Origin of the sequence: Phyllobacterium calauticae (assembly GCF_019991125.1) — a bacterium.
Classification (GTDB): Bacteria; Pseudomonadota; Alphaproteobacteria; order Rhizobiales; family Rhizobiaceae; genus Phyllobacterium; species Phyllobacterium calauticae.
The window spans coordinates 319,049-342,412 of the sequence record NZ_JAGENB010000005.1 but is presented as its reverse complement, the minus strand read 5'-3'; the positions used below and the strand labels follow the sequence as shown (position 1 = coordinate 342,412).

The following is a 23,364-nucleotide window of genomic DNA, read 5'->3' as shown; positions in this document are numbered from 1 at the left end:
ACCTCTTCTCCAGCAACAGAGAGGACCACGTCATGACGACATTCGATACCGGTGAGCGCACCGCCCTTGTCACCGGCGGCGCATCGGGGATAGGCCTTGCGACGGTCCATGCCCTGGCCAGCGACAGCTGGAAGATTGTGGTTGCTGATCGAGACGTGAAGGAAACGGTGAAGGCAGACCTCGGCAAGGCCCATCCCGGCCGCATCCGCTTTGCCCAGCTCGATGTCACCGACGAGCACGCGGTCGAGGCACTCATGGCGGAGACGGAAGCAGGGTTCGGTCCGATCAGGGGGATTGTCTGTTCGGCGGGGATCGGTCGCGATACGCCGTTCTTCGATACCACGGCGGACATGTTCCGGCAGATTCATGAGATCAACGTCATCGGCGCATTTCTGGTCACGCAGGCCGGTGCGCGCATCATGGCGGCAAGCGGCGGCGGCGCCATCGTCAATCTCGCCTCGATCTCCGGCATGCGCGGCAATATCGGGCGGGCGGCCTATGGCGCGTCAAAGGGGGCGATCATCAATCTGACCCAAGTGATGGCGGTCGAACTTGCGCCCTACCACATCCGCGTCAATGCCATTGCGCCCGGCCCGGTTGAAACACCCCTGGCCGCCGCCGTGCATACGCCTGAAATACGCGAGGGCTGGAGCAAAACGGTGCCGCAACGGCGTTACGGCCAGCCGGAGGAAATCGCCAGCGCGATCGCCTTTCTTCTCGACGAAAACCGTTCAAGCTATGTGACGGGCCAAACGCTTGCCGTCGACGGCGGCTTCACGGCCGGTGGCCTCATCGGCTAGCAAACCGCTGGCTTACTCGGCCTCCGGGTAGCTCAGGCTTTGCAACTGCGTCGGGTCCGCTCCTTCGATGCGCCGCAACACGGCCCGGGCAAGCTCGCGCCCGGCATGCCGCACGTCTTCGTTGAACACGATGATTTCCGGGCGGAACCATTGCAGGAAATGCGTCGTCTGCTTCGACACCAGATCGATGTCCCGGCCAAGTTTCATGCCCGTTGCCTCGATACCCGCGACAACAGCGACGGTCAGGCCGCCGGTGCAGCAGATGATGCCATCCGGCGGATTGGGCTGGCGCATGAACATTTCCGTCCGGTTGCGCACATCGTCCAATGAAATGCTGCCGTTCCAATGGTCGAGCATAACGGGCACTGCCCCGCTTTCCTGCAGGCCCCGCCTGAAACCATCGTCGAGATGCCAGTAATAAGTATGGGCCGGGCCCGGCCCGGCAACCATGGCGATCCGGCGGCGGCCACGCTCAACCAGACTTTTCACTGCCGCATAGGCATAGGCTTCGTTGTCGAAATCGTGGAACGGATGCTCGATACCCATTCGCGTCCGCCCGTGCGTGGCGAAGGGAAAGTGATGATCCGTCAGATAACGCACGCGCGGATCGGACGGCTGGGTCTGGGACATGATGATCCCGTCAGCCGATCCGGTTTCAATGATGTAGCGGATGGGCTGCATCGGATCGTTCTCGGGCGAGTATGGCGTCACGATGAGATGATATGGCGTTTCAGCCAGAACTTCGGAAATACCGTAGACGAGATTGGAGGTCAGCCCCATGATCTCGCTCTGCGCATTGAGCACCAGGCTGATCACATTCGTCTTGCCGGTCCGCAAGCGCACGCCCGCGCGGTTGGGCCTGTAGCCGATCTGCTTGGCGATCAGCTGCACGCGGGTCTTGGTTGCCTGCCCGATTTCCGGCGCATCCTTGAGCGCGCGCGAAACGGTCGTCACCCCGAGCCCGGCCATGAACGCGATGGTTTTCAGCGTCGGCCTCTCGCCGTCCGCGAGAGCCGCCACTTTTTCCCCGTCGTCAGGGTGATGCTGCTTGTCGTTCATGTCAATTCAACCGGTTAACCGAAACCCGCCTCCTGTATGGACCCGCGAAGAGCGATCTTCAAGATACCTTCTGCAACTTTCTGTATCGTTTCAGATTCCATGCAAATTCAAGGAACATCCATGCCTATTAGATCAAGTGATTAGATTGATATCTCCCATATTTCGAGAAAACTTCGAAAATCCCGAGGCTGGGTATTTGATCAAAAGCAACATAATGATTTGTTTTTATTGCATATATTTATCAGCCCTGTGGATTATGTCGATGATCGAAAAAAATCGGATGCGCCTGATTGCCTCATTCAAAGTTTTCAATTACCGTACCTGTAACGTTTCAGATTTGGGAGGATACGATGCGTTACCGGAAATTCCCGGCCATTTTGGCTGCATCCACATTGTTATGGACGACCGGCATGGCCGGCGCCGTGGACCTTGAGGTCACCCATTGGTGGACTTCGGGTGGCGAAGCGGCTGCGGCCAGGGTCCTTGCGGAATCCTTTGACAAACAGGGCGGCGACAAATGGGTTGACGGCGCCATTGCCGGCAGCGGCTCGACGGCAACCCCGATCATCGTCAGCCGCATCCTGGGCGGCAACCCGATGGGCGCAACCCAGCTCAATACGGGCCGTGATGCGGAAGACCTGGTCAAGGCCGGAATGATGACCGACCTCTCGGAACTTGCAGCCAAGGAAGGCTGGGCCGATTTCATCCGCCCGGCAAAACTGCTCGATGCCTGCAAACATGACGGGAAGATTTATTGCGTGCCGGTCAACATCCATTCCTGGCAGTGGATGTGGATCAATCCCAACACCTTCAAGGATGCGGGCCTGCCCGCTCCGGCGAACTGGCAGGAATTTGTCGCGGCGGCGCCCAAGCTGAAGGAAAAGGGTATCATCCCGCTTGCCACCGGCGATGCCTGGCAGGTGACCGGCATTTTCAACGTCATGCTACCCTCGCTCGGCGGCAAGGACCTGTTCCTGAAGGTCTATCAGGACAAGAATGCCGAAGCCGCCGCCAGCCCGGAAATGAAGGCGGTGTGGGAAGCTTTCGCACAGGCCCGCAGCCTGGTCGATCCCGGCTATGTCGGCCGCTCCTGGAACGAGGCAACCACGCTCGTCATGACCGGCAAGGCCGGGGCACAGGTGATGGGCGACTGGGCGCAGGGAGAATTTGGTGTAGCCAAGAAAGTTGCCGGAACCGATTATGACTGCCTGCCCGGGCTGGGCGGCAACGCCATTCTCGACACGGGCGGCGATGCCTTCTACTTCCCCAAGAACCAGAACCCCGAGGTGACCAAGGCGCAGCTGAAGCTGGCGAGCCTGCTTCTTTCCAAGGAAACGCAGGTTGCCTTCAATCTGGCCAAAGGCTCGCTGCCGGTGCGCGGCGATGTCGATCTGGAAGCCGCCAATGCCTGCATGAAAAAAGGCATCGAGATTCTGAAAAAGCCGGAAAACATCCTGCCGTCGCTGAACCAGAACCTGACCGCGGACACCAAGGGGCAGATCGAGGATTTGACGAAGGAGTTCTTCGCCGACGCCCACATGTCCGTCGATGATGCGCAGGCGCGCTTCGTCGCTATCATCAAGCAAGCCCAGTAGAACCGACTTTCCTCCAGGCACCCCGCCGGTCGCGCAAGCGATTGGCGGCCGTGCGGAGAGCTGACGGAGAACGCCATGAGTTCCACCGCGCGTCCCAACACATTGTTCAAGAACCTGAACGCCAAGGTTGCGGCCCTGCCGATGATTGCAACCGTTCTGGTGGTCTTCATCGGCTGCACGCTGTGGACTGTCGTTTATTCCTTCACCGCGTCGCGGGCATTGCCGGAACTGACATTCGTCGGTTTCGACCAGTATACCCGCCTCTTCAACACGCCGCGCTGGAATATCTCCGCTGTCAACCTTGCGATCTTCGGCGTCTTCCTGCTGTTCTTTTCATCAGTCATCGGCTTCATTCTCGCGGCGCTGATGGACCAGAAAATCCGTTTCGAGAACACGTTCCGCACCATTTTTCTCTATCCCTATGCCCTCTCGTTCATTGTCACGGGGCTGGTCTGGCAATGGATACTCACGCCGACCTACGGCATCCAGAAGGTGGTACGGGATCTCGGCTTTGAAAACTTCACCTTCTCGATCCTCAACGACCAGCGTTATGCCATCTATGCCATCGTCATTGCCGGCCTCTGGCATGGTACGGGCCTTGTCATGGCGCTGATGCTGGCAGGCCTGCGCAACATCGACGAGGAAATCTGGAAGGCCGCGCGGGTTGACGGCATCCCGATCTGGAAGACCTATCTCTTCATCATCATTCCGATGATGCGCCCCGTCTTCATCACCACCATTGTCCTGATCGCCGCCGGTATTGTCCGCGTCTACGACCTCGTCGTCGCCCTGACCGATGGCGGCCCCGGCAATGCCAGCGAAGTACCGGCCAAATATGTCTACGAATTCATGTTCCGCCGCGCCAATCTCGGACAGGGCCTTGCCGCGTCCACCATCATGCTGACCACCGTTCTCATCGTCCTCATTCCCTGGGCTTTGATGGAATTCCGCGAGGGCAAACGCAAATGACCATGGCAAGCCAGACCGCCGCCGAACCGCGCGGCAAACGTCCCACGACGACCTTCGCGCCGTCGACAATCATGATCTATGGCGTCCTGCTGGTGGCCGCGATCTACTACCTGCTGCCGCTCTACGTGATGATCGTCACCTCGCTGAAGGGCATGCCGGAAATCCGTCTCGGCAATATCTTCTCGCCGCCCGTGGAAATCACCTTCCAGTCGTGGAGCACGGCCTGGGACAGCGCCTGTACCGGCCTCTACTGCGAGGGCCTGAAGGTCGGATTCATGAACTCGGTGAAGATCACCATACCGAGCGTCATCGCTTCGATCCTCATCGCATCGGTCAATGGCTATGCCCTGGCCAACTGGCGCTTCAAGGGTTCGGAGGTGTTTTTCAGCGTCCTCCTGTTCGGCGCCTTCATTCCCTATCAGGTGATGCTGTATCCGCTCGTGATCATCACCCGCAATCTCGGCATCTTCGGAACGCTGACCGGCGTCATCGTGATCCATACCATCTTCGGCATGCCGATCCTGACCCTGCTGTTCCGCAACTACTTCGCTTCGCTGCCGGCGGAACTCTTCAAGGCGGCCCGCGTCGACGGGGCGGGTTTCTGGCGCATCTTCTTCCAGATCATGGTGCCGATGTCCGCGCCGATCTTCGTCGTCGCGATCATCCTGCAGGTCACCGGCATCTGGAATGACTTCCTCTTCGGTGTCGTCTTTGCCGGCACGAAAAACGTGCCGATGACGGTGCAGCTCAACAACATCGTCAACTCGACGCAGGGCGTCAAGGAATACAACGTCAACATGGCAGCCACCATCCTCACCGGCCTGGTGCCGCTGCTCGTCTACTTCTTCTCAGGCAAATATTTCGTCAGGGGCATTGCCGCTGGCGCCGTCAAAGGATGATCGCGGATGCAGCCAATCTTTCTACAACAGTTTCACGGGAGCGGATCGGTATGACCCAGCAAAGCCCCAGCGTTTCGATCAAGGAGCTTTCGCTCAACTACGGTTCGGTGAGCGTGCTCAAGGAGCTCAACATCGACGTGGCCGATGGCGAGTTTCTCGTGCTGCTCGGACCATCCGGCTGCGGAAAATCGACCTTGCTCAACTGCATCGCTGGATTGCTTGAGATCTCGGACGGGCAGATTTTCATCAAGGACAAGAACGTCACGTGGAAGGAGCCGAAAGATCGCGGCATCGGCATGGTGTTCCAGTCCTATGCGCTCTATCCGCAGATGACGGTTGAGAAAAACCTTTCCTTCGGCTTGCGCGTGGCGGGCCTGCCCAAGGCGGAGATCGACAAGCGGATCGCCAACGCGGCTGATATTCTGCAGATCGGGCCGCTCCTGCAACGCAAGCCCGGCGCGCTTTCCGGCGGCCAGCGCCAGCGCGTCGCCATCGGCCGCGCCCTGGTGCGCGACGTCGACGTATTCCTGTTCGACGAGCCCCTGTCCAATCTGGATGCCAAGCTGCGCTCGGAGCTGCGTGTCGAGATCAAGCGCCTGCACCAGAAGCTCGCCAATACCATGATTTACGTGACCCACGACCAGATCGAGGCCCTGACGCTTGCGGACCGCATCGCCGTCATGAAGGGCGGATTGATCCAGCAGCTGGACGAACCGCTCACCATCTACAACAAGCCGCGCAACCTGTTCGTCGCCAGTTTCATCGGCTCGCCGTCGATGAATTTCCTCAAGGGCGAGATTGCAGAGAAAGATGGCAAACCCGTCTTCCGCATCGCCGACCTCGATATCTCCCTGGAAAACTACGCGGCACAGAAATCCTTGCAGATCGGGCGGTCCGTCATTTTCGGCTTCCGTCCCGAGCACATCACACTCGGCGATCAGCCCGGCCCGGCAGGCCGCTCATGCAAGGCGATCGTCGATCTCGACGAGCCCATGGGCGCCGACAGCCTTGTCTGGCTGAAAGTCGCCGGCAAAGCCGTGTCGGTGCGCGTGGATTCCGGCCGCCGTTACCAGAACGGCGAAACCGTGCACCTCACCTTCGATCCAGCCCTCGCCTCGCTTTTTGACTCCCAGACTGAAGACCGCATCTGACAAACCTTATGGAGTACTGACCGTGACCGACTTTTCCTACCAGCTCTACAGTTCCCGCAACTTTCCCCCGCTCGATAGAATTCTTCCGATCTTGCAGAAGAATGGTTATGCGCAGGTGGAAGGCTATGGCGGGCTTTACGCGGATGCGGCAGCAACCCGCTCCGCGCTCGATGCCCATGGCCTCACCATGGCATCAGGCCATTTCAGCATCGACCTTCTGGAGAAAGAGCCGAACAAGGTGCTCGACATTGCCGGTACGCTGGGCATGAAGGCAATCTATTGCCCGCATCTGGCAGTCGAGCAACGCCCTTCGGATGCGTCCGGCTGGTCGGATTTCGGCAAGCGGCTCGAAGCGGCGCACGCCACCTACAGCAAGGCCGGATATATTTTCGGCTGGCACAACCATGATTTCGAGTTCAAGGCACTGCCTGACGGCTCGATCCCGCAGAAGCTTATCCTCGATGCCGCGCCGAGCATTTCCTGGGAGGCGGACATCGCCTGGATCATCCGCGGCGGCGCGGACCCGTTCCAGTGGATCGGGGATTACGGCTCCCGCATCAGCGCCGTTCACGTCAAGGACATCGCACCGGCTGGCGAAAACACCAATGAAGACGGCTGGGCGGATGTCGGTTACGGCACGGTCGACTGGAAAGCACTCTTTACAGCGCTGAAGGGCACACCGGCCCGCTATTTCGTCATGGAACACGACAACCCGTCGGATGACGAACGGTTTGCCCGCCGTTCCATCGCCACGGTCAAGGCATTCTGAAGAAAGACAGCATCATGGCAAAAACACTTGGTATTGGCATCATCGGTGCCGGCAACATTTCCGCCACCTATCTGAGGCTCGGGCCCCTGTTCAAGGGCATCGAAATCCGGGCCGTCGCTGACCTCAACAAGAAGGCGGCGGAAGCGCGCGCCAAGGAATTCGGCATCGAGGCACGCAGCATCGACAAGCTGCTTGCAAGCGATGACATCGACCTTATCGTCAACCTGACGGTGCCGGACGCGCATTTTGCCGTCTCGCACCAGATCCTGTCGGCCGGCAAGCATCTCTATTCGGAAAAGCCGCTGACCCTGTCGCTCAAGGATGGCCTTGAGTTGCAGAAACTCGCCAACAAGAAGGGGTTGAAAGCCGGCTGCGCGCCGGACACCTATCTGGGCGGCGCGCACCAGATGGCACGCAAAGCGGTGGATGACGGCCAGATCGGCACGATCACATCGGGAACCGCCCACGTCATGAGCCACGGCATGGAGCACTGGCATCCCAATCCGGACTTCTTCTTCCGTCCGGGCGGCGGCCCGATCCTTGACCTTGGCCCATACTACATCGCCAATCTGGTCAACCTGATCGGGCCGGTGAAGCGGGTGGCAGCCCTGACATCGATGGCTACACCGACCCGCACCATCACCAGCGAACCGCGCCGGGGTGAAACCATCGCGGTGACGACACCGACCACCATTCAGGCCCTGCTTGAATTTGCCAGCGGCGCGTCCATCACCCTGTCGGCAAGCTGGGATGTCTGGGCGCATCATCATCCGAACATGGAGCTCTACGGCACGGATGGCTCGCTGTTCCTGCCCGATCCGAATTTCTTCGGCGGCGATGTCAAACTGGCCAAGCCGGGCAAGAAGGCGAAATCACTGAAAAGCTGGGCGCATCCGTTCGGCATTCCCAACCAGAAGCATTCCGTCGGCATGATGGCCAATTACCGTACGGCCGGGCTGGCAGACATGGCGGCAGCGATTCTCGAGGGCCGCGATATCCGCTGCTCCATCGACCGGGCGCTGCACGGTGTCGATGTCATGGTTTCGATCCTGCGCTCCGGCGAAGAAAGGAAGTTCATCGACATCAAGACCAGCTGTACCCGCCCCGAAGCACTTGGGATCAAGGAAGCCAAATCCCTGCTGAGGAAGAAATAAGCCTCCCAAGGCTGTTCACCCCCTCTGCCCCGTGCGGCAGAGGGGCCTGGCCCGTGCTTTAATCGGCGCTTGGTGCTGGATCGAGCAATCTCGGCCCCGGTCCCTGCTCCGACAGCTCATCCCAGGGGTTGCGCAAGGGGCATTCCTGCATTGACAGGCAACCACACCCAATACAGCAGTTCAACTGATCGCGCAGGCCGATCAGTTTGTTGATCCGATCATCCAGATCCGCCTTCCAGCCTGCCGAGAGCCGCCGCCAGTCCGCGGGCGTCGGTGCTCGTCCCTGTGGCAGGGTCGACAGGGCTTCGGCAATCGATGCCAGTGGTATTCCCGTCCGTTGCGCCACCTTGATGATGGCAACACGCCGCAGAACCTCGCGCGAGTAGCGGCGCTGGTTGCCACGGTTGCGTTCGCTGTGGATTAGGCCCTTGCTCTCGTAGAAATGCAGCGTCGAAACCGCCACGCCGCTGCGTGCCGCCACTTCCCCAACCGTCAACTGCCTGTGCCGCTCACCCGGTTTGATTGTCATCCGCTCAACCCATACCTTAACATTACTTCAGGTTTATAGCGGCCTCCGCAAACTTTGTAAAACTTGCGTACAAGTCGCTTTCATACTGGACATCACATGCGGGAGAGGTTCCTCTAGCCGTTCGCAATATTGCCAGCAGGAGGAAAAGTATGCAGACCCGTTTCACAACGGTGGTTTCTTTCACCGTTTCCCTCGCCTTGAGCACGATCCCTCTCGGCATGGCCTTTGCGGCATCGCCTGAACCGGCAAAGGCCGAGCATGGCATGGTCGTGTCAGCCCAGCATCTGGCAACGGAAGTCGGCGTTGACGTTCTGAAAAATGGCGGCAATGCCGTGGACGCCGCGGTAGCGGTCGGTTATGCACTTGCCGTGCTTTATCCTACGGCAGGCAATATTGGCGGTGGCGGATTCATGACCGTCCGCCTCAAGGATGGCAAGACCACCTTCCTCGATTTTCGCGAGCGCGCTCCGCTGGCATCCACCAAAACCATGTATCTCGATGACAAGAGCAATATCGTCAAAGGTTTGAGCCTCGACGGGTATCTGGCGGTTGGCGTGCCGGGAACCGTTGCGGGATTTGAACTGGCGCGTGAGAAATACGGCACCAAAAAACGCGAGGAACTGCTGGGACCGGCGATCCGTCTTGCGCGGGATGGTTTCCAGTTGGTTCAGGGCGATATCAATTCGTTCAAAGCCGGCAATAAGAGGCTTGCCAAGGATCCGGCTGCTGCAGCAATTTTTCTGAAGCCCGATGGCAAGCCCTACGCGATTGGTGAAACACTCGTCCAGACCGATCTTGCCGCGACGCTGTCCGGCATTTCCGACAAGGGGCCTGATTCTTTCTACAAGGGCGCCACTGCCGACGCCATTGCGAAAGCCAGCCAGGACAAGGGCGGCATTCTGACCAAGCAGGATTTCGAGCAGTATTCGGTGCGCGAGCTGGAACCGGTGAAGTGCAATTATCGCGGATATGACATCGTGTCGTCACCACCACCCAGCTCCGGCGGCGTCATCATCTGCGAAATCCTCAACGTGCTCGAAGGCTATCCGCTGTCCTATCTCGGCTACGGCTCCGCCGAAACCGTGCATGCCATGGTCGAGGCCATGCGCTACGCCTATATCGACCGCAACTCAGCGCTTGGTGACCCGGATTTCGTCAACAATCCAGTCTCAAAATTGCTCGACAAGGCCTATGCCAAGGAAATTCGCGAGAAGATCAGCCCGTTTAAGGCCGGTGTGTCGAAAGAGCTGATGCCGAAAGGCCTCGGTGAGAGCCATGAAACCACGCACTATTCCATCATCGACGATGAAGGCAATGCGGTTGCCGTCACCTATACGTTGAACGGCTCCTTCGGCGCGGGTGTCGTTGCGCCTGGAACCGGCGTGCTTCTCAACAATGAAATGGACGACTTCACCTCCAAGCCCGGCGTTCCCAATCTGTATGGGCTGGTACAGGGCGAAGCCAACGCCATCGCGCCGAAGAAGACGCCGCTCTCCTCGATGAGCCCGACGATCATTTCCAAGGACGGCAAGCCGTTCATGGTGATCGGCAGCCCCGGCGGTTCGCGCATCATCACCATCACGCTGGAAGCGATCCTCAACGTCATCGATCATGGCATGAACATCCAGGAAGCCATTGATGCGCCGCGCGTCCATCATCAGTGGCTGCCGGACAAGGTCTACATGGAGCCCTATGCCCTCTCGGCAGATACGCGCAAGGTATTGAGCGATATGGGCCACACTGTTCAGATCGACAAGGATTGGTCGATCTGGGGCCAGGCCGCAGGCATCCTCGTCGGCGGCGCGAGCCTTTCCGACATCGAAAAGGGTGACGGCGCGCGTTATAACGGCGCCATCGACAGCCGCGCCAGCTCAGGCGAAGCAAAGGGCTACTGAACCCCAGGGGCTGGCAACGATGTTGCCAGCCCCTGCTGTCAGATGCTGAAATCGACCATGCGGCCGCGCAGCTGCCGAATAGTTGCGGCATCTGCATTGGCAAAGGCAAAGCGCAGGAACTGCGTGTGTCCGCCGCCGAAATATTCACCAGGAATGGCCAGTATGCCCGCCTGTCTGGCCAATTGCTCGGCCACTTCGACCGAGGTCTTGTCCGGGAAGGGCTGGCGGACAAACGCGAAGTAGGCACCGACGGCTTCGAGCTTCCAGCCGCCAAGACCGGACATGGTCTCACGCAGGGCCTGGGCGCGGGTCTCGATTTCCAGCCGGTTGGCGGAGCGCCAGTCGCTCAATGCGGGAAGCGCGCGGGCTACGGCAATCTGTGGTGCGCGGGGGGCGCAAATCTGCAGATTGTCCATGATCTTGGCAATTTCCGTGACAACCGCTTCCCCCGCTGCCACTGCTCCCAGCCGGTGCCCTGGAATGCAGAAGGATTTGGAAAAGCTGTAGAGCTGGATCAGATTGTCTTCCCAGCCGCTTTCATTGAAAAGACCATGCGGCGCGCCAGATCCGTCGGCGAGAAAGTCGCGATAGGTTTCATCCAGAATCAGCCAGATGCCATGTTTCCTGCAGACCGCGAAAATTGCCTTGAGCCGTTCGGGTGAGTACACGGCGCCGGTGGGATTGTTTGGAGTGACCAGCGCCAGGGCACGCACACCCGGCACCAGCGCCTTTTCCACCGCCTCCACCGTCGGCACGAAACCATTCTCCGCATCGCAGGCAACAAAACCTGTCCTGATACCGAGCATCGACAGCGTGGTTTCGTGATTGAAATAGAACGGATCACTCACGAGCACTGTCTCGCCCGCCGCCGCCACGACCATAGCAGCGCAGATGAAGGCCTGATTGCAGCCTGAAGTAATGTGAATGTTATGTCCGCTTATTGCAGCGCCATAGAGTTCCGACACATGCGTGGCGTAGGCATCGCGCAAGATGGTCTCGCCCTCGATCGGTCCGTAATTCGCATAAGCGACCGACGACGCCGCTTCGCCCAACCAGCGCAGCATGTCCGGATGTGGCGGATAGCCGGGAACCGCCTGCGACAGGTCGATCAAGGGGCCATGTCCGCCGGCATAGGCCCGGCCCCAGGCCTGCACGGCCGGAATAGGCGGGGGAGACAGGCGGGTGACGAGCGGGTTCAGCACAGCAGCAGTCATGGATGATCGTCCTATCGGGTATCGGCCTTGGCACGCCGTTTCTGCGTGCGTTCAGGCCTTTTGGCTCGTGTTGTGGGAATGGATGGCGGTGCCGCCACGCGCTCGGGCGCACTGATCTTGCCATTGCGCCGCCGGATGATCCGGCGGGCCGAGGTCTGCGGTTCCGTGATGGTATCGGTTTCCAGCGACGCGAAGAACCAGTCGATGAAAACCTTGACGATGGGCGCATTGCGCACCTCGTTGCGGCAGGCGACATGGAATGCGTCATTGGCGGGCACGGTCAGGTCGAAAGGAACGATGAGTTCACCCTTGGCGATCAGGTTGCTTGCCGTGATCGTATCGCCAAGCGAAACGCCCTGCCCGTAAAGCGCAGCCTCCGTCGAGAGCCGCGCATCGCTCATGAAATGCTGGGCACCGCGCGCAAGATCCGTGGCATCGGCTGCTGCCAGCCAGGTGTTCCATTCGCGCCCGTCATCGCCATGCAGAAGCACATGGTTGCGCAGGTCGCGGACCGAGCGCAGCGGGCGGCTGTTGAGCAGCGTCGGGCTGGCCACCGGAAAAAGCTTCAGCGTGCTCCACAAACGCGACCAGCAGTCCGACCATTTGCCATCGCCGTAGAGCACGCAGACATCCACATCCGGCGACTGGAGATGATGCGCCTCATTGGTGGCAATCAGTGTCAGCCGGATATCGGGATATTGTTCGGTGAACTGGTTCATGCGTGGAATGAGCCAGAGCGACAGTAGTGCCGGCACGCAGGTCACCGTCAATTCGCCTTTGGTCGTAGGGCGTTTCATCAGGGCCGTCGCCGTCGCAATATCCTCGAATGCCTTGGAAATGGTCGGCAGCAGCAGCGCGCCCTGCGCCGTCAGTTTCAGCCGCTGGGCACCGCGCTCGAACAGTTGCACATCGAGCGTTGCTTCCAATGCCTTGATCTGGTGGCTGATGGCACCGTGGGTCACGTTGAGTTCGCGGGCAGCGGCGGTCACGGAACCGTGCCGCGCCGTCGCTTCGAAGGCGCGCAGGGGATTCAATGGAGGCAACCGGCCAAGCGTCATGAGAGACTCCAATAGACATCAAATTCGGATTTGTCATGTGAGATTTTCTCACACTAATCCCTACAACAATGTCAATTGCTTTTCCATCGCCTTTGCATCGATAATGTGGCCAACGAAGGCGAAAAGCCCAGGGGAACTGACAGAAGCGGATCACATCGGACAACCCTCGCAAGGGCAATCCCTCCCGCGTTTCCCCCGAGCTTTCAGAGAACGGGATAGTGTCATGACATCATGGGATGAGAAGAAGCTGAGCGATCTTCGGGCCAAATATGGCGAAAGCCATGGCGGCGAGCTGTTTGATCCAACCTTCCGCAAGGTTGCGGACAAGATTTTCTCCAAGAGCGGCACGCGGCTTGCACCCTATGCGGGCATTCCGACATTCCTCACCGCGCCCTATATGCCGGTCGACGCCGCCGAACCGGATTTCGGCAATCTGCAGGTGGCCATTGTCGGCGTCCCGATGGACCTTGGCGTAACCAACCGTCCCGGCTCCCGCTTCGGTCCGCGCGCCGTGCGCACCATCGAACGCATCGGACCCTATAATCATGTACTCGGCTGCGCGCCCGTTTTTGACCTGCGCGTTGCCGATATCGGCGACGTTCCCTTTGCCAGCCGCTACCGGCTGGAACAGAGCCATGACGATATCGAGCGCCGGTTCAACCAGATCGTCGACGCCGGCGTGGTGCCGCTTGCCGTCGGTGGCGATCATTCGATCAGCCATCCGATTCTCAAGGCCGTCGGCAAGAAGCGTCCGGTCGGCATGATCCACATCGATGCCCATTGCGATACCGGCGGCGCCTTCGACCAGACGAAGTTCCATCATGGCGGGCCATTCCGCAATGCGGTGCTCGACGGGGTCCTCGATCCGACCCGCACGGTCCAGATCGGCATTCGCGGCTCGGCGGAATATCTGTGGGAATTCTCGTACGAATCCGGCATGACCGTCATCCATGCGGAAGAGGTAACCGGCCTTGGCATGCCCGCCATCATCGAGAAGGCCCGCAAGATCGTCGGCGACGGTCCGACCTACCTGTCGTTCGACATCGACAGCGTCGATCCGAGCTTTGCGCCGGGCACCGGTACGCCCGAGGTGGGCGGCCTGACCACCCGCGAAGTGCTCGAACTGATCCGCGGCCTCAAGGGCATCAACCTGGTGGGCGGCGACGTGGTGGAAGTGGCACCGCAATATGACGCGACCACCAACACCGCCCATGCGGGCGCACAGGTGCTGTTCGAAATCCTGAGCCTGATGGTGTTCAGCCCGTTCGTTGCAGGAAATCGCGGCTGACACGCATCAACAGACCAACAAACGGTGCGGCGATACCATTCCGCACCGTCACATAATAACAAGAAGGGGACTGCCATGACATTCAAAACCACGCTCAAATCATCCTTTGCCGCGCTTCTGCTGCTGGGTGGTGCAACCATCGCCATGTCGGCAACGGCGGCGCGCGCCGATGCCATCGACGACATCACCAAAGCCGGCGTTATCAATGTCGGTGTCTTTGCCGACTTCCCGCCTTTCTCGTCGGCAAGCGCCGACATGACCCTGAAGGGTTATGATATCGACGTGGCCCAGGCTCTTGCCGACGCATTGAAGGTCAAGCTCAAGACTGTCAGCGTTACCGGCCAGAACCGCATTCCCTACCTTACGGAACATCGCGTCGACCTGCTGATGAGCGTCGGCTACAGCAAGGAACGCGAACAGGTTCTCGATTTCGCCGCGCCTTATGCGCCGTACTACATCGCGGTGATCGGGCCGAAGGCGCTTGAGATCAAGAACAAGGACGATCTTGCCGGAAAGAGCATTGCCGTCAATCGCGGCACGCTGGAAGACACATCCCTGACTGCGGCGGCACCGGCTTCGGCCGATGTGAAGCGCTTCGACAATTACAACGCCGTCATCCAGGCCTTCATCTCCGGCCAGACACAGCTCATGGTGGTGGGCAACGACGTGGGCGCACAGGTGCTCGCGCGGCAGGAAGCCCTTGCACCGGAACAGAAATTCCAGCTTCTGACGTCTCCCTCGCATATTGCCCTGAACAAGAAAGAAGACCGTCTCAAGCAGGCTGTCAACGATGCCGTCGCGAAGATGCTGGCGGATGGCTCGCTCAACAAGAGTTCCGAGGCCTGGCTGAAGACACCGCTCAATCCTGCCAATCTCAAGGATTGACCTGTGGGTTATGCGCTCGATTTCGGCTGGTTGAACGATGCGCTCGGCATGATTGCCAGCGGTGCGGCCATGACGGTCTTTCTGATCGTCGTGACCTCAGTCGCTGGCACATTGCTCAGCATCTTCGGCGCCATCGGGCGCCGCAGCCGCCATGCAATCCTGCGCAAGCTGGTTGCCGGATACGTCGAGCTCATCCGAAACACACCGTTTCTGGTGCAGCTGTTCTTCATCTTTTTCGGCCTGCCGCGCCTCGGCATCCGCCTTGATCCCGTGGCGGCAGCGATCCTTGCCATGACCCTGAACATGGCGGCCTACAGCACGGAAATCGTTGGCGCCGGACTGGATGCCGTTCACAAGGGACAGACCGAAGCGGCGAAGGCGCTTGGCCTTCGCCCGAGGATCATCTTCATCAAGATCATACTGCCTCAGGCGTTGAAGGTTATCTTCCCTGCCCTGACCAGCCAGATCGTTATCATGATGCTGGAATCCGCCGTGGTTTCGCAGATCGCCGTGCGGGAGTTGACCTACGAGGCCGACATGCTTCAGGCGCGCACCTTCCGCGCTTTCGAAACCTATTTCATCGTGACCCTGGTCTATCTCGGGCTCAGTATCGCCCTGCGCAGGCTGCTCTATGCGGCCGGACGCCGATCGATTGCCGGAGGCATGGCATGATCGAATTCACCTTCTGGGACATAGCACGTAATCTGCTGCTGGCAGCCCGCTGGACAGTATTGCTTTCCATCGTTGCTTTCACCGGTGGTGCCATCGTCGGCGTGGCTATCCTCCTGGCACGCATCTCGAAACGCAACTGGCTGCGGCGCGGCGCCCAATATTACATCGGCCTGTTTCAGGGAACGCCGCTGCTGATGCAGCTGTTTCTGCTGTTCTTCGGCCTGCCGCTGCTCGGCTTCCGCATCGAAGCCTGGACGGCCGCGGTGCTGGGCCTCACGCTCTGCGCCAGTGCATTCCTTGCCGAAATCTGGCGGGGCGGCGTGCAATCGCTGCCGGACGGACAGTGGGACGCCGGCAGCAGTCTTGGCCTGCATTATTTCGCACAGTTGCGGCTGGTCATCCTGCCGCAGGCCTTTGCCATAACACGGGCACCGACAGTCGGTTTTCTCGTGCAGTTGATCAAGAGCACGGCTTTGACGTCGATCATCGGATTTGAGGAACTGGTCAGGACTTCGAACGCCATCAACAATGCAACTTTCGAACCTTTCACCGTCTACGGGCTGGTGGCATTGATCTATTTTGTTCTGTGCTATCCGCTGACGCGCTACACTAAGAAACTGGAACTTCGTACCGCACAGCGCTAGAGCGCGCGCAGTGTTGGTAAAAGAGTGGGAATCAGCCAGAAACTGGCCAACAAGAAGGAGATCGGACTATGGATACAATTATCAAAACAGCCGTCAACCGGCGTACCGTGCTGGCTGCCGGGGCTTTGGGCACCGCAATGCTTGCCATGCCGTCCGTGCTGCGCGCGCAGGACAAGTCCCTGAAAATCGGCGTCTATGGCGGCTACTTCAAGAATTCGTTCGACAAGAACATTTTCCCGGAATTCACCAAGGCAACCGGCATTGCAGTTGAATCCGTCGCAGAACCGACGGGCGAAGCCTGGCTGGTTCAGCTTGAACAGGCTGCCAAGGCCGGTGCTGCCCCCGCCGATATTTCGATGATGTCGCAGGTTGCCATGATCAAGGGCCAGTCGACCGAACTCTGGACGCCGCTTGACACGGCAAAACTGCCGAACGCGAAGAACCTGCTCGACCGTTTCATCAACAAATATCCCGATGGACGCATCGCCGGTATCGGCGCGGTCGCATGGTATATCACGCTCGTGACCAACACCGATGTCTACAAGGAAGCGCCGACATCCTGGCAGGCCTTCTGGGATCCGGCAAACGCCGACAAACTCGGCCTGCTTGCCCTCGTTTCCAACTCGTTCCTTCTGGAAGTGACGGCAAAAACCTTCTTCGGCGGCACCAATGCCCTCGATACGGAGGAAGGCATCCTCAAGGTCTTCGACAAGCTGGCCGAAGTGAAGCCGAATGTCCGGCTGTGGTACCGCGACGAAGCGCAGTTCGAACAGGCGCTGAAATCAGGTGAAATCCCGATGGGCCAGTATTATCATGACGTTACCGGCCTGGCAGCGTCTGAGGGGCATCCTGTCCGCTCCACCTTCCCGAAGGAAGGCGGCGTCCAGGATTCAGGCTGCTGGGCGGTGTCGCGCGCATCAAAGAAGATCGACGAAGCGCATATCTTCATCGATTACATGAGCCAGCCAGCCATTCAGGCGACCCTGTCCCGCAAGGTGGGGACGGCTCCGACGGTCAAGCGCGAACTGCTCGACCTGAATGAAAAGGAGTTCGCGGCTGTATCGTCGGACATCGAACCGATCCTGCCGCGCTACGACCTTTTGACGACCAAGGCCGACTTCCTCAACCAGAAATGGACCGAGCTGATCGTTGGCTGATCGCGTTTGCCGCCGGTTGCGGATACGCTTTCCGGAACCGGCGGCAGCCTGCCGGATTGTACAAAGGTGAAACCCGGCCTATTCCGAACCGGGTTTCTTTTTAACGATGACGAATGAAACGAGGGCTCGATGTCCGGACTGGTATTGAACGGTGTAACCAAGCAATTTGGTACATTTACCGCCGTGGAGAATGTGCAGCTTTCCGTGCCGCACGGCACGTTTGTGTGCATGCTCGGGCCATCGGGCTGCGGCAAGACCACGCTCCTGCGGATGATTGCCGGGCTCGACGATCCGACCGGCGGCTCAATCCTGCTCGACGGCGAAGACATCACCAAGGTGCCGACCCACAAGCGCAATCTGGGCATGGTGTTCCAGTCGCTGGCCCTGTTCCCGCATTTGAGCGTGGGCGAGAACATCGCCTATCCCCTGCGCATTCGCGGCAAAGGCCGCGAAGACCAGAAAAAGCGCGTCGATGAACTGCTGGCCCTGATCCACCTGCCCGGCTACGGCGACCGGCCCGTTTCGAAACTGTCCGGCGGCCAGCGCCAGCGCGTGGCCATCGCCCGCGCTTTGGCGCTTTCGCCCAAACTGTTCCTGCTGGACGAGCCGCTCTCGGCGCTCGATGCAAAGCTGCGTGAAGCGATGCAGGTGGAACTGCGGCAGCTGCAGCAGAAGCTCGGCATCACCACCATCGTGGTGACCCACGACCAGCGCGAGGCCATGACCATGGCCGATACGGTGGTGGTCATGAATGGCGGCCATATCCGCCAGGCCGCCTCGCCGATCGAAATCTACCGCAAACCCGCCGATACGTTTGTCGCCGACTTCATCGGCTCGACAAATCTCATAGAAACAACGGCCGACAGTTCGGGCGCCGCCACCATCTTCGGGCACAGCGTGCCCGGTCTTCTCCTGCCTGCAGGCCTGCAGAAAGCAACGATTTCCGTGCGGCCGGAAGATGTGCACCTGACAGCGCCGGGCAATGGCGCCATCAACGGCACCGTGACCTTCGTGCGCGATCTCGGCGGCACCATAGAGACTTTCGTCGAAGCGGGCGGCAAGCAGATCGTCGCCGTCTCGACGCCGCGTGCCCGGCCTGAGGTGACAGCCGGACAACAGGTCGGCATCGTGCTTGCCCCCGATGTCTGCGTGGTGCTGAAACAATGAAGCGCGAAGCCCCCCAATCCATAGCCGATTACGGGCCGCTGTTTTTCCCCGCCGGCATGCTGCTGGTGTTTTTCGTGGTGCCGTTCGGCACCATGATCGTCGTGAGTTTCTTCCAGCGCCAGCAGGGCGGCTTCTATACGCCTGCCTTCGTCTTCTCCAATTACGAGCGCTTTCTCAGCGTCTTCTTCGGCGGCGTTCTCGGCTTCTCGCTGATGCTGGCTGTCACTGTCGCCATCTGCTGCGTCGTGCTTGCCCTGCCCTTCACCTATCTCCTGTCCAAGCTGCCGCGCCGGTTGCAGGTGATCTGGCTCGTGGCGTTGCTTTCCGTACTGTCGCTGTCGGAAGTCATCATCGGCTTTGCCTGGTCCACCCTGTTTTCCCGCACGGCGGGGATCACCAACATTCTTGTCCAACTGGGGTTGATGAAACAGGCCGTCGCCCTGTCACCGAGCTTCGGCGCGGTGCTGACGGGTATGGTCTATCAGGCGCTTCCCTATACGGTCCTTGTCCTTTATCCCGCCCTTGTCCGGCTCGATCCCACCCTGATGGAGGCGGCGCGGACATTGGGCTCGTCGCCGGTGCGCGCCTTCTTCAACGTGCTTGTGCCGGCGCTGCGCAACACGATCATGGCGACGCTGATCATGGTGTTCATCTTCGCGCTGGGCTCGTATCTGCTGCCGCAGATTCTTGGCAGGCCGCAGCACTGGACGCTCTCCGTCCTCATCACCGATCAGGCGATCTACCAGTCCAATATGCCGTTTGCGGCGGCCATGGCCGTGTTTCTGGTGCTTGTGACGCTTGGTCTGGTGGCCCTGACATTGCTGATCGGACGCAAGGGAGAAAAGGCATGATGACCGCACTCCGACGCTTCTACTTCCTTGTCATCGGCCTGTTTCTGGCGCTTCCGCTCATCGTGGTTGCCGGCGTGTCGGTCAACGCGAAGCAGACGCTTGCCTTTCCGCCGCAGGGCTTTTCGCTGGCCTGGTACGGCGAAATCTTCCTCAATCCGGAATGGCGCAGTGCTCTCGTTGCCTCGGTCATCCTCGCCACCACGTCGGCGGCTTTGGCCGTGCTGATTGCGCTGCCGCTTGCATGGTTCCTGTGGCGGCGCATTGCACCGTGGGCCAACATCTTTCAGGTCCTCGGCATTGCGCCGTTCACGCTGCCGCCGGTCATCACCGCGCTCGGCCTTCTGACATTCTGGGCCACCACCGGCTTCTATGGTCAGCCTTGGACCGCTGTCATCGGTCACGCGATCTTCTTCGTCACCCTGCCGCTGGTGACGCTGTCGCTCGGCTTTTCATCCATCGACCGCTCCTTCGTCGAGGCTGCGGCCACCATGGGCGCGAGTGACCGCACCATTTTCCGCACGGTCATCCTGCCGCTGATCCTGCCCTATCTGGTTTCCGGCTATGCCTTCGCTTTCGTCTTGTCGCTCAACGAGTATATCGTTGCCTACATGACCGTCGGCTTTACGCTGGAAACGCTCCCCATCAAGATTTTCAATGCGCTGCGCTACGGCTATACGCCGACCATGGCCTCGGTGACCATTCTCTTCGTCGCCACCGCCGCCGTGATCTTCTCGCTGGTTGCAAAATTCGGCGACCTGCCCAAGCTGCTTGGTGCCATGGCCACGGACGACAAATGATGCGGATGGCAGCACTCCAGATGCAGGCGGTTTGCGGCGATGTCAGCGCCAATCTGGCACGCATCGAGCAAGCCGCAAAAGCTGCCGCCAAAGCAGGTGCCGACCTGCTTGTCGCCCCGGAACTCGCCCTGACCGGTTACGGTGCGGGAGAGACGATCACGGGATTGGCAGAGCCGGCCAATGGCAGACAGATCGATCGGTTGCAGGCCATATCCAAGGCCAACGCCATAGCCATCATCGCGGGCTTTGCCGAACGGGACGGCGACCACATCTACAACAGTGCGGCCTTTGTCTGTGGTGATACCCAGCCTGCCATCTACAGGAAATCGCATCTCTATGGCGATTATGAGCGGGCCCTGTTTACCCCGGCAAAACCGGCCAGCTGCATTGTGCCGCTTGCCGGGCTGAAGCTGGGCATGCTGATCTGCTACGATGTGGAATTTCCGGAGAATGTCCGCCGCCTGGCGCAGGCGGGAGCACAGATGATCCTCGTGCCGACGGCGCTTCCCGCGGGCCCATCCGGGGAATTCATCGCCGCGCACATGATTCAGGTACGCGCGTTCGAAAACCAGATATTTGTCGCCTATGTCAATCACGCCGGCAGCGACGAACGCTTCACTTTTGCCGGCCTCTCCCGTATAGCCGCGCCGGATGGCAGCCTCGTCGCTGCCTGCACGGACGCCAATGAACACCTGGTTTTTGCCGACATCGACCGGCACGCCTTTGCAGCGTCGATTGACAGCAATCCCTATCTGAAAGACCTGACGCGGACATGACCGACATCATCGACACCGACATTCTCATCATCGGCGCCGGCATTGCCGGCGTTGGCGTAGCCGCCGAGCTAGCCCATACGCACAAGGTCATCATACTCGAACGGGAGAGCCAGCCGGCCTACCATTCGACGGGACGTTCCGTCGCCATATTCCTCCCCAATTACGGCAACGATGTCATTCGTGCGCTCAATCATTTCAGCGCGCCGATGTTTGAACAGCGCGACACAAACCTGTTTCCCGAACCGCTGCTGACACCCCGTGGTGCCCTCACGATCGCCGATGAAACCGGCATTGCAAGCTGCGAGGACATGATCAAAAACGGCGTCAATGTCGAGGAGATCAGCGTAGACCGGGCCGTGGAAATGGTGCCTATCCTCAACCGCGATCATATCAAGGCGGTCTGCTATCAGGCTGAAGCGCAGGACATCGACGTGAATGCCCTGCATCAGGGCTGGCTGCGCAAGGCGACGGGCCTTGGCGCCGAACTTCGCACGTCATGCGAAGTCATCCGTGCGAACCGGGTGAACGGCTTTTGGCTGGTCGAGACACCGGGACAGACATTCCGCGCCCCTACGGTCATCAACGCTTCCGGCGCATGGGCCGATGTCATCGCAGGCATTTTCGGCGGCAAGCCGCTTGGGTTTACCCCCTTGCGCCGTTCGGTCGCCGTGCTGCCCGCGCCGGAGGGATACGACACCCGCAGCTGGCCAGTGGTCGACGATGCCAATGAGAGCTGGTACCTCAAGCCTGACGGCGGACGATTGTTCGTCTCGCCCGGCGATGAAACCCCGGTGGAACCGCATGACGCCTATGTGGACGACATGATCCTCGCCGAAGGCCTCTACCGCTATGAACAGGCGGTCACGATACCGGTCAACCGTGTCGAACGGAGTTGGGCCGGGCTGCGCACCTTCGCGCCGGACCGTACACCCGTTGCGGGATTTGACACGGAACTCGACGGGTTCTTCTGGCTCGCCGGACAGGGAGGATATGGTATCCAGACTGCTCCGGCGCTATCGCAGCTTGCTGCCAAGCTCATCCGCCAGCAATCCTTGCCGGATGGTCTGGCAAACATCGCCCCGCGCCTGTCTGCTGCCCGCTTTCAATCAAGCAGGGGATAGCCGCCAAAAATCGCCGTCTGGCTGCCAACCTCCGAGCGGATGAAATCGCTGAGCACGCGGATGCGCGGCGTGTTGACAATATCCTCATGGCAGATCAGCCAGTAATCGCGATTGAGGTGCATTTCCTTTGGCAGCACCGGCACCAGTTCCGGATAATTGTAGGCAATGAAGTAGGGCAGGATGCAAAGCCCGAAACCCGAGCGGGCGGCGCTCAACTGGGCAAAAATGCTTGAGCTCTGGTAGGCCGGCCGCAGACCGGGAAGAATCTCGCGCATATAGTCGAGCCCGGGCGTGAAAATCATATCCTCGATATAGCCGATGAAGCGGTGAGCGGAGAGATCGGCGCGTTGCCGGATCGCCGGATGCCGGGCGAGATAGTCTTTCGCCCCATAGATGAACAAGCGGTAGGGCATCAGTTTTTCCTGATGATAGGGACCCGTGCGTGTCGGATTCAGTGTGATCGACAAATCCGCCTCGCGGCGCGACAGCGAGACAATCTGCTGGATCGTCACCATTTCCACGGAAAGACTGGGGTAGGACTGCGCCATGATGGGCAGGCGGTTCGCCAGGAAGAAATTGGCTATCCCCTCCAGAATGCTCAAGCGCACGACACCGCTGAGCGAGACCGTTCCGCCGGAGGCTTCATTCTGAAAACGCTCGGCTTCGCGCTCCATGATTTCAGCCGATTCAATCAGCTTCTCGCCGAGTGCCGTCAGGATATATCCACGCGGATTCCGCTCGAAAAGACGCGCGGAAAGTGCCTCCTCCAGCCTGTCGATCCGCCGGGAGACAGTGACGTGATTGGTGCGCAGGCGACGCGCTGCCGTCGTGAGCTGACCGGTCCGCGCCACCGCCAGGAAATATTGCAGATCGTCCCATGTGTATTGCCGCAAGGCGCACCCATATGTACGTAT

General features: G+C 59.8%; 23 protein-coding genes. 18 read left to right on the top strand and 5 right to left on the bottom strand.

All coding sequences use genetic code 11. The annotated features are described in order from the left end of the window. Nucleotides 1-32 precede the first annotated feature (32 nt). Nucleotides 33-800: an SDR family NAD(P)-dependent oxidoreductase gene (locus tag J1W56_RS19065; protein WP_223614870.1), complete on the top strand. Its 768-nt coding sequence runs from the start codon at nucleotides 33-35 to the stop codon at nucleotides 798-800. A 12-nt stretch (nucleotides 801-812) separates the two neighbouring features. Here J1W56_RS19065 and J1W56_RS19060 read toward each other — a convergent pair whose 3' ends face one another. Continuing rightward, nucleotides 813-1,859, bottom strand: coding sequence for a LacI family transcriptional regulator (locus tag J1W56_RS19060; RefSeq protein ID WP_223614869.1), 1,047 nt, complete (start codon nucleotides 1,857-1,859; stop codon nucleotides 813-815). A 350-nt stretch (nucleotides 1,860-2,209) separates the two neighbouring features. Between J1W56_RS19060 and J1W56_RS19055 the strand changes: the two genes are divergently transcribed. The 6 genes from J1W56_RS19055 (at nucleotide 2,210) to J1W56_RS19030 (ending at nucleotide 8,396) form a co-directional block, all read left to right on the top strand. Continuing rightward, complete coding sequence (locus J1W56_RS19055) at nucleotides 2,210-3,454, top strand: ABC transporter substrate-binding protein (RefSeq protein WP_223614868.1); 1,245 nt, start codon at nucleotides 2,210-2,212, stop codon at nucleotides 3,452-3,454. Nucleotides 3,455-3,529: 75 nt separating this feature from the next. Next, the gene (locus J1W56_RS19050; RefSeq protein ID WP_223614867.1) at nucleotides 3,530-4,423 is read left to right on the top strand and encodes a carbohydrate ABC transporter permease; all 894 of its coding nucleotides are present in this window, start codon (nucleotides 3,530-3,532) and stop codon (nucleotides 4,421-4,423) included. A gap of 2 nt (nucleotides 4,424-4,425) precedes the next feature. After that, the gene (locus J1W56_RS19045; protein ID WP_404928460.1) at nucleotides 4,426-5,322 is read left to right on the top strand and encodes a carbohydrate ABC transporter permease; all 897 of its coding nucleotides are present in this window, start codon (nucleotides 4,426-4,428) and stop codon (nucleotides 5,320-5,322) included. Nucleotides 5,323-5,372: 50 nt separating this feature from the next. Then, nucleotides 5,373-6,473, top strand: a complete 1,101-nt coding sequence (locus J1W56_RS19040) for an ABC transporter ATP-binding protein (RefSeq protein WP_223614865.1) — start codon at nucleotides 5,373-5,375, stop codon at nucleotides 6,471-6,473. Nucleotides 6,474-6,495: 22 nt separating this feature from the next. After that, the gene (locus J1W56_RS19035) at nucleotides 6,496-7,242 is read left to right on the top strand and encodes a sugar phosphate isomerase/epimerase family protein (RefSeq protein ID WP_223614864.1); all 747 of its coding nucleotides are present in this window, start codon (nucleotides 6,496-6,498) and stop codon (nucleotides 7,240-7,242) included. A 14-nt stretch (nucleotides 7,243-7,256) separates the two neighbouring features. Beyond that, nucleotides 7,257-8,396 (top strand): Gfo/Idh/MocA family protein, encoded by a 1,140-nt coding sequence (locus J1W56_RS19030; protein WP_223614863.1) that lies wholly within the window; start codon nucleotides 7,257-7,259, stop codon nucleotides 8,394-8,396. A 58-nt stretch (nucleotides 8,397-8,454) separates the two neighbouring features. On the opposite strand, the gene soxR is transcribed toward J1W56_RS19030, so the two are convergent. After that, complete coding sequence (gene soxR / locus J1W56_RS19025) at nucleotides 8,455-8,925, bottom strand: redox-sensitive transcriptional activator SoxR (protein ID WP_223614862.1); 471 nt, start codon at nucleotides 8,923-8,925, stop codon at nucleotides 8,455-8,457. 218 nt (nucleotides 8,926-9,143) lie between these two features. Here soxR and ggt point away from each other — a divergent pair, with 218 nt between their 5' ends. Then, entirely contained in the window at nucleotides 9,144-10,820 is a 1,677-nt protein-coding gene (gene ggt / locus J1W56_RS19020; RefSeq protein ID WP_374042676.1) for a gamma-glutamyltransferase, read from the top strand. 38 nt (nucleotides 10,821-10,858) lie between these two features. Here the strand turns inward: ggt and J1W56_RS19015 are convergent, their stop codons facing one another. Together J1W56_RS19015 and J1W56_RS19010 are read right to left on the bottom strand one after the other, a co-directional pair. Further along, nucleotides 10,859-12,034: an aminotransferase gene (locus tag J1W56_RS19015; protein WP_223614860.1), complete on the bottom strand. Its 1,176-nt coding sequence runs from the start codon at nucleotides 12,032-12,034 to the stop codon at nucleotides 10,859-10,861. Between the two features lie 11 nt (nucleotides 12,035-12,045). After that, nucleotides 12,046-13,092: a LysR substrate-binding domain-containing protein gene (locus J1W56_RS19010; RefSeq protein ID WP_223614859.1), complete on the bottom strand. Its 1,047-nt coding sequence runs from the start codon at nucleotides 13,090-13,092 to the stop codon at nucleotides 12,046-12,048. A 223-nt stretch (nucleotides 13,093-13,315) separates the two neighbouring features. On the opposite strand from J1W56_RS19010, the gene speB reads away from it, so the two are divergent. The 10 genes from speB to J1W56_RS18960 all read left to right on the top strand — a co-directional run bounded on the left by speB (nucleotide 13,316) and on the right by J1W56_RS18960 (nucleotide 22,450). Further along, a complete protein-coding gene (gene speB, locus J1W56_RS19005) occupies nucleotides 13,316-14,380 on the top strand; it encodes an agmatinase (RefSeq protein WP_223614858.1) in 1,065 nt (354 codons plus the stop codon). A gap of 75 nt (nucleotides 14,381-14,455) precedes the next feature. After that, nucleotides 14,456-15,265 (top strand): transporter substrate-binding domain-containing protein, encoded by an 810-nt coding sequence (locus tag J1W56_RS19000; RefSeq protein WP_223614857.1) that lies wholly within the window; start codon nucleotides 14,456-14,458, stop codon nucleotides 15,263-15,265. Between the two features lie 3 nt (nucleotides 15,266-15,268). Continuing rightward, nucleotides 15,269-15,937, top strand: a complete 669-nt coding sequence (locus J1W56_RS18995; protein ID WP_223614856.1) for an amino acid ABC transporter permease — start codon at nucleotides 15,269-15,271, stop codon at nucleotides 15,935-15,937. Continuing rightward, nucleotides 15,934-16,581: an amino acid ABC transporter permease gene (locus tag J1W56_RS18990; RefSeq protein ID WP_223614855.1), complete on the top strand. Its 648-nt coding sequence runs from the start codon at nucleotides 15,934-15,936 to the stop codon at nucleotides 16,579-16,581. The genes J1W56_RS18995 and J1W56_RS18990 overlap by 4 nt, the downstream gene beginning before the upstream one ends. A 68-nt stretch (nucleotides 16,582-16,649) precedes the next feature. Continuing rightward, entirely contained in the window at nucleotides 16,650-17,738 is a 1,089-nt protein-coding gene (locus tag J1W56_RS18985) for an ABC transporter substrate-binding protein (protein WP_226904731.1), read from the top strand. A gap of 129 nt (nucleotides 17,739-17,867) precedes the next feature. After that, a complete protein-coding gene (locus J1W56_RS18980) occupies nucleotides 17,868-18,905 on the top strand; it encodes an ABC transporter ATP-binding protein (RefSeq protein ID WP_223614854.1) in 1,038 nt (345 codons plus the stop codon). Then, entirely contained in the window at nucleotides 18,902-19,756 is an 855-nt protein-coding gene (locus J1W56_RS18975; protein ID WP_223614853.1) for an ABC transporter permease, read from the top strand. Before J1W56_RS18980 ends, J1W56_RS18975 begins: the two co-directional genes overlap by 4 nt. Next, nucleotides 19,753-20,553 (top strand): ABC transporter permease, encoded by an 801-nt coding sequence (locus J1W56_RS18970; RefSeq protein ID WP_223614852.1) that lies wholly within the window; start codon nucleotides 19,753-19,755, stop codon nucleotides 20,551-20,553. Before J1W56_RS18975 ends, J1W56_RS18970 begins: the two co-directional genes overlap by 4 nt. Then, nucleotides 20,550-21,329, top strand: coding sequence for a carbon-nitrogen hydrolase family protein (locus tag J1W56_RS18965; protein WP_223614851.1), 780 nt, complete (start codon nucleotides 20,550-20,552; stop codon nucleotides 21,327-21,329). Before J1W56_RS18970 ends, J1W56_RS18965 begins: the two co-directional genes overlap by 4 nt. Then, nucleotides 21,326-22,450 carry an NAD(P)/FAD-dependent oxidoreductase gene (locus J1W56_RS18960; RefSeq protein WP_223614850.1) on the top strand — a complete coding sequence of 375 codons (1,125 nt, stop codon included), beginning with the start codon at nucleotides 21,326-21,328 and terminating at the stop codon, nucleotides 22,448-22,450. The genes J1W56_RS18965 and J1W56_RS18960 overlap by 4 nt, the downstream gene beginning before the upstream one ends. On the opposite strand, the gene J1W56_RS18955 is transcribed toward J1W56_RS18960, so the two are convergent. Further along, the gene (locus J1W56_RS18955; RefSeq protein WP_223614849.1) at nucleotides 22,432-23,343 is read right to left on the bottom strand and encodes a LysR family transcriptional regulator; all 912 of its coding nucleotides are present in this window, start codon (nucleotides 23,341-23,343) and stop codon (nucleotides 22,432-22,434) included. The two genes, J1W56_RS18960 and J1W56_RS18955, sit on opposite strands and share 19 nt — an antisense overlap. Nucleotides 23,344-23,364 lie beyond the last annotated feature (21 nt).